Raw genomic sequence first — 5,059 nt, forward strand, 5'->3', positions numbered from 1 at the left:
TTAGTAATGGAAGCATTGAATAAACGCATGATACTGTCCAGGAAAGAGAAGCAAAATCTCTATTCTATGACAAAAGGTTACGAAGGTGTAGAAAAGCATTCTATACCGATAAAAAAGAGGCGAAAAAAGGCAATGTGATCCAGCAGACGTGAATACACTGCTGGATCACATTGCTTTTTTTCTTGTCAAATGTCTCCAGCAAAGGTAAGATAAGGAAACGTATACAAATCTGACAGAAAGAAAGAGAGAAAAGGCGACAGCATTGGAGTTCACGCTCCCCTGTCTTCTTTTCTCTCTCACCAATACATAATGAATTATACCTTACTCTCCCCAAATAATAAAGACTTTCTTCTCGCCTTGTCGCACTTAGGCAGTACCCGTTTTTATCAAGGTCTTCAAACGGCCTACGACCGTTTCTTCAATGATTTCTTATCTATGCATCCCAGCTGCCCCAAATGTAATCATACAGCCATCGTCTTTTATGATGTATGTTCAAGAGAAGTATACCTTAATCACACCTACTCATTTACATTACAGATCGCTCGCGTACGTTACGCTAACTGTTCTTGTCTATCACGGATCCTTCCGGATTATGTCATTCCCCATAAACGCTATGTTGTCGGCCTTATTTGTCTCGCCCTGGACGTTACCCAATCCGTGAGGAGTGTGTCAAATCGAACGGCCCTATCCACAAAACTGATCCGGTATTGGCGGACGCAGTACAAGAAATGGCATGAGGTAGGGCTGCAGGCGTTAATGGGTCACCTTCCATTGGAAGAGTATCCGGTATTTTTACAGAGCTATAAAGAAAGCTATGGGTATGCCTTCATGCAAGTTCTCACAGCACGCTGATCCATCATCGATTCTTTTTCTCATTTCACCGACTTTTCCCTCTGCTGGAAAGCAGACGACTGTAGTAAGGTGGCAGTAGTCTATATAAGAGAGGAAGACAAAGAAATGAATGAAAAACAGCGTGAAGAAGTGGCATTAGCGAAATTTCAAGTGATTGCGCCCATCTTAAACAAGGATTTTCCTGATGCCAGCCAACAAGCGTACTACGAACGCCTTAGTCAAGAGCCCTTAAAACGAGTCGATGGAAGTGAGTGGCGAGTAAAGCCTGGGGGTATTCGTGACTGGGTCTATTTGTATCGCAAGTATGGGTTTGATGGCTTAAAACCAAAAGTACGCACAGAGACCAGTACGAAAAGGCTGACAGATGATCAAAAACAGCGCCTGATTGCCTTAAAAGAAGAACGTCCTCGTCGAACAGTGACGAATCTGTATCATTATTTGAGCGAAAACGGTGAACTCAACCCGCAGGCGGTTTCTTTAACCACGGTTCAACGGTTCATGCGTCAACAAAATGAACAGTATCGCTGGCGATCACCAGAAGACCGACGGTCATTTGAAATGGCTCATGCCAATGATATGTGGCAGATCGACACGTCCTATGGGCCTTATTTGTATGATGAAAAGGGGAAAAATCCGAAAAGGCTGTATATCATTGCGGCCATTGATGATGCCAGTCGCCTGATTGTTAGACAGGGTCTATTTTTAGAAGACACGGCTATCCATGTGCAGGAGGTGTTGAAGCAGGCGATGAAACGGTATGGCTTACCTAAGAAAATCTTCGTCGATAACGGGTCTCCCTATAAAAACAAGCAATTAGCCCTTATACTTGCCCAACTAGGCATTGACTTAATCCATGCACGTGTACGTTCAGGTGCATCAAAAGCAAAAATCGAACGGACCTTTCGTACCTTAAAGGATGACTGGATGCCGGCCATCGACTATAAAGAATTTGAGTCCCTGACCGCTTTCAACGACTCCCTCACTGACTATATCAGGCAGAAGAACATAAAAGACCACCGGTCTTTAGGCCAGAGTCCCTGGCAGCGGTTTAGAGAAGACCAGATGCATATTCGTCGAAAGAGTGAAGAAGCCATCGAGCAGGCTTTCTTGCATACGAAGGAATACAGGGTGGATAAAACCGGGATTGTCAAACTGAAGGGAAAAGAAATCGAAGTCGGTTATGCGTACATTGGTCAGCGAGTGACCCTCAAATACACGGCAGATCTGAGCCGCTTTTACCTCTATGAAAAAGATCAGCTTCACCCGGTTGAACCGGTCGATAAAATCAGCAACAGCCAGATCAAGCGCAAGCAGTATTGGATGACAGAAGGAGGAATCAAATGAGTCAGTCAGCCTTTTCTTATTACGGATTAACCACCAATCCGTTCACAAAAGACCACCCTTATACCTTTAAAAGTACGGATTACCTGGAGATGCACGCCCGTTTAGACCAAGTGGTCTCTCAAAAGGGTATCGGTCTCTATACAGGAGCCTCTGGCGTAGGGAAAAGCCGTATCGTTCATCACTTTCTTAACGGCTTAAATACGAATCTGTATACCTGTTGTGAAATCAAGGAGACACGGTTATCCAGTCGTGATTTTTATCAGGAATTAGCCATTGAACTGGGACTGGAACCGAGCCACAAAAAGGTCGTCAATTTTCGCAACATCCAGGAACGCATTCGCCAATTAGAGAGTCAGCGTATCACGCCAGTCATTGTCCTGGATGAAGCCCAATTTTTGTCAATGGACATCTTTGAAGAACTGCTTCTTTTATTGAATTTTCAACGAGATACGGTCTCAAACACAGTGGTCTTACTTATTGGCACTGCCAGTCTGCTGGATAAATTACGGTATGCGTCCTTAGAGGCCTTAAGGCAACGGGTTATTTCTATTTATCACTGTACGGGTATTCAGCAAGATGAAGCGAGACAATACGTGGAGGCAAAACTCAAGAGTGCCGAAGGCAGTCTTCGTATCTTTGATGAGAACGCACTCACGTCCTTAATCAGCCATGCCCAAGGCAGTTTAAGGCGGTTGGATCTTTTAACAACAAAGGTTTTAGAAATAGGTGTAAAACAGCAACAGGTTCAAATCACCCTGTCTTTAATTGAATCGGCAACGGCCGAAATCTTATTTTGATCGGTATAAGGAGCGTGTCTAATGGAAGAGCAAGAAATATGGCAAGAGATCGAAACCTGTTATTTTGAACAAACGTATTCTCCCACATTGAAACTTTATATCCAACAACTCGTTCAGGCGTATAAAATTTCCAGCGAGGAAGCGTATTTGTTTTCCTATTCACAGACCAAGCAATTAATTGAAACAGCCATACAGCAGGAAGAGAGAGTTCCGTCGTCTTTTGAATCCAATGGATTTATGGAAGATCAGGATGTCTCATTTTAATGGAAAACAGAAAGAAAGTCCGAAGAGAAAGGAGCATACGTTCCCAATGCTCTTCGGACTTTTTTTAGTAACTATTGTAGAAGACAATCCGCTGGTCTAAACTGACAAACGTGCTGGAATAAACAGATTCTGTCGCTTAATTGACCCATTTTCTTAAAAAAACTGCCGGAATAAAGTGACATTTACTGGCTGGATTATTTTGCTTTTCTACACAAATGTGCTATGATTAATTGTGAACAAATGATGAACAGAATATGGATGTTTTTTGATAAGGATCGACTATAGCTAGTGTAAATGAGGGTAGGGTATGAAAAACTGTGTGATTGTGATTCCAGCATTAAATCCTAACGAAAAGCTTTGTGAATATGTCCGTTTATTGAGTGAAGAGCGTTTCCTTTCGATTCTCATCATTGATGACGGAAGCGAGCATGCCTGTCAGTCAATTTTTGACCGGTGCAGCTCATATCATAATGTAAAAGTTATACGGCACTCCGAAAACAAAGGAAAAGGAAGAGCACTGAAAAATGCGTTTGCGTACATATTGGATGACGAGCAGATGAGCAAAGCGAAAGGAGTTATTACGGCTGATGCAGATGGTCAGCACAAACTGAGCGATGTTATGACTATATATCAGTCCTTATCTAAAAATCAGAGTAAACTGGTCCTCGGAGTCCGATCTTTTGACTCTGAAAATGTTCCTTTATCCAACAAAACGGGCAATATTATTACTCGACATGTGTTTAGACTGCTGTACGGCAAACGCATATCTGATACCCAGACAGGATTGCGCGGCATAGCTATGGACAGTTTACATCATTTTACAGACCTTGAAGGAGAGCGCTTCAGTTATGAAACGAATATGCTGATTGCTGCAGTCAGTCAGAAGCTGATGATAGAGGAATGTCCGATCGAAACGGTCTACATCAATGAGAATGAAAGCTCTCATTTCAACCCGTTCAAGGACTCCGCAGAAATTTATTGGGTGCTCTTCAAAAATTTTTTTAAGTTTATGGGCGTTTCCCTGACGTCCTTTATTATTGATATCACGCTATTTCAACTGTTCATGCTGATCCTTGGTTTTACCTTTGCGAGAAGACGGATTCTAATTTCGACCATTCTGGCAAGAGCAGGATCGTCGCTATTTAATTACTGTATGAATCGCTCAGTGGTTTTCAAGAGCAAGCGTAAATGGAACAAGACAATCATAGGATATTATTCATTAGCTCTAACAGAAGCAGTTATATCTGGCCTGTCCGTCTATTTATTGTTTCGGCTGACTGGGTTTAGAGTGGTCTTTCTAAAAGCTGGGGTCGATCTGGTCTTTTTTCTGGTCAATTATCGCATCCAGAAACTTGTGGTGTTTAAAGATTAATGAAATTGAGTTGGAATGAGTATGAAGAATTTGATTAACGGGAAGGCAGCTCAGAGTAATACGAGCTGCTTTTTACATGCATATGGATGTAAAGGATATCGATCAACTATAGGCAGAATTGCTTAAATCAGTGGGGGTTTTCAGATTAGAGATGCTGTAACGGCATTTCCTTTAATTCAGGAAGGGCCGAACTGCTGTTAGTGGATGATTTAACGAGACTTTATTAAAATAATTGACCAGTTAACTGTAACTAAAGAGAATCTAGCAATAGATTGTTCCATTTATAAAAGACTGAACTGTAACTAGAGGTTCTCTAATGGCATTAACACCTTTAAGAAATAAATAAACTACATCTACAAGCCTCCTAATGACAAGTTCTCAAGCTCTTAGAGAATAAAATATAACTAGACAGCGTCTAGTTATATCTTAT

The 5,059-nt window shown here is 41.8% G+C and carries 5 protein-coding genes and 1 pseudogene; all 6 read left to right on the top strand.

The window, feature by feature from the left end; translation table 11 throughout:
* Positions 1 to 435: 435 nt before the first annotated feature.
* Positions 436 to 645, top strand: a pseudogene (locus tag C3945_RS12165) (DUF6431 domain-containing protein); the annotation flags it as partial.
* A gap of 21 nt (positions 646 to 666) precedes the next feature.
* Positions 667 to 852: a hypothetical protein gene (locus C3945_RS11500; RefSeq protein WP_161879794.1), complete on the top strand. Its 186-nt coding sequence runs from the start codon at positions 667 to 669 to the stop codon at positions 850 to 852.
* A 105-nt stretch (positions 853 to 957) separates the two neighbouring features.
* Entirely contained in the window at positions 958 to 2,196 is a 1,239-nt protein-coding gene (locus C3945_RS11505; RefSeq protein WP_161879795.1) for a DDE-type integrase/transposase/recombinase, read from the top strand.
* Entirely contained in the window at positions 2,193 to 2,993 is an 801-nt protein-coding gene (locus C3945_RS11510; protein WP_161879796.1) for an ExeA family protein, read from the top strand. Before C3945_RS11505 ends, C3945_RS11510 begins: the two co-directional genes overlap by 4 nt.
* Positions 2,994 to 3,014: 21 nt before the next feature.
* A complete protein-coding gene (locus tag C3945_RS11515; RefSeq protein WP_161879797.1) occupies positions 3,015 to 3,257 on the top strand; it encodes a hypothetical protein in 243 nt (80 codons plus the stop codon).
* Positions 3,258 to 3,564: 307 nt separating this feature from the next.
* Entirely contained in the window at positions 3,565 to 4,629 is a 1,065-nt protein-coding gene (locus C3945_RS11520; protein ID WP_161879798.1) for a bifunctional glycosyltransferase family 2/GtrA family protein, read from the top strand.
* Positions 4,630 to 5,059 lie beyond the last annotated feature (430 nt).

Source organism: Alkalibacterium sp. MB6, assembly GCF_009935905.1.
Classification (GTDB): Bacteria; Bacillota; Bacilli; order Lactobacillales; family Carnobacteriaceae_A; genus Alkalibacterium.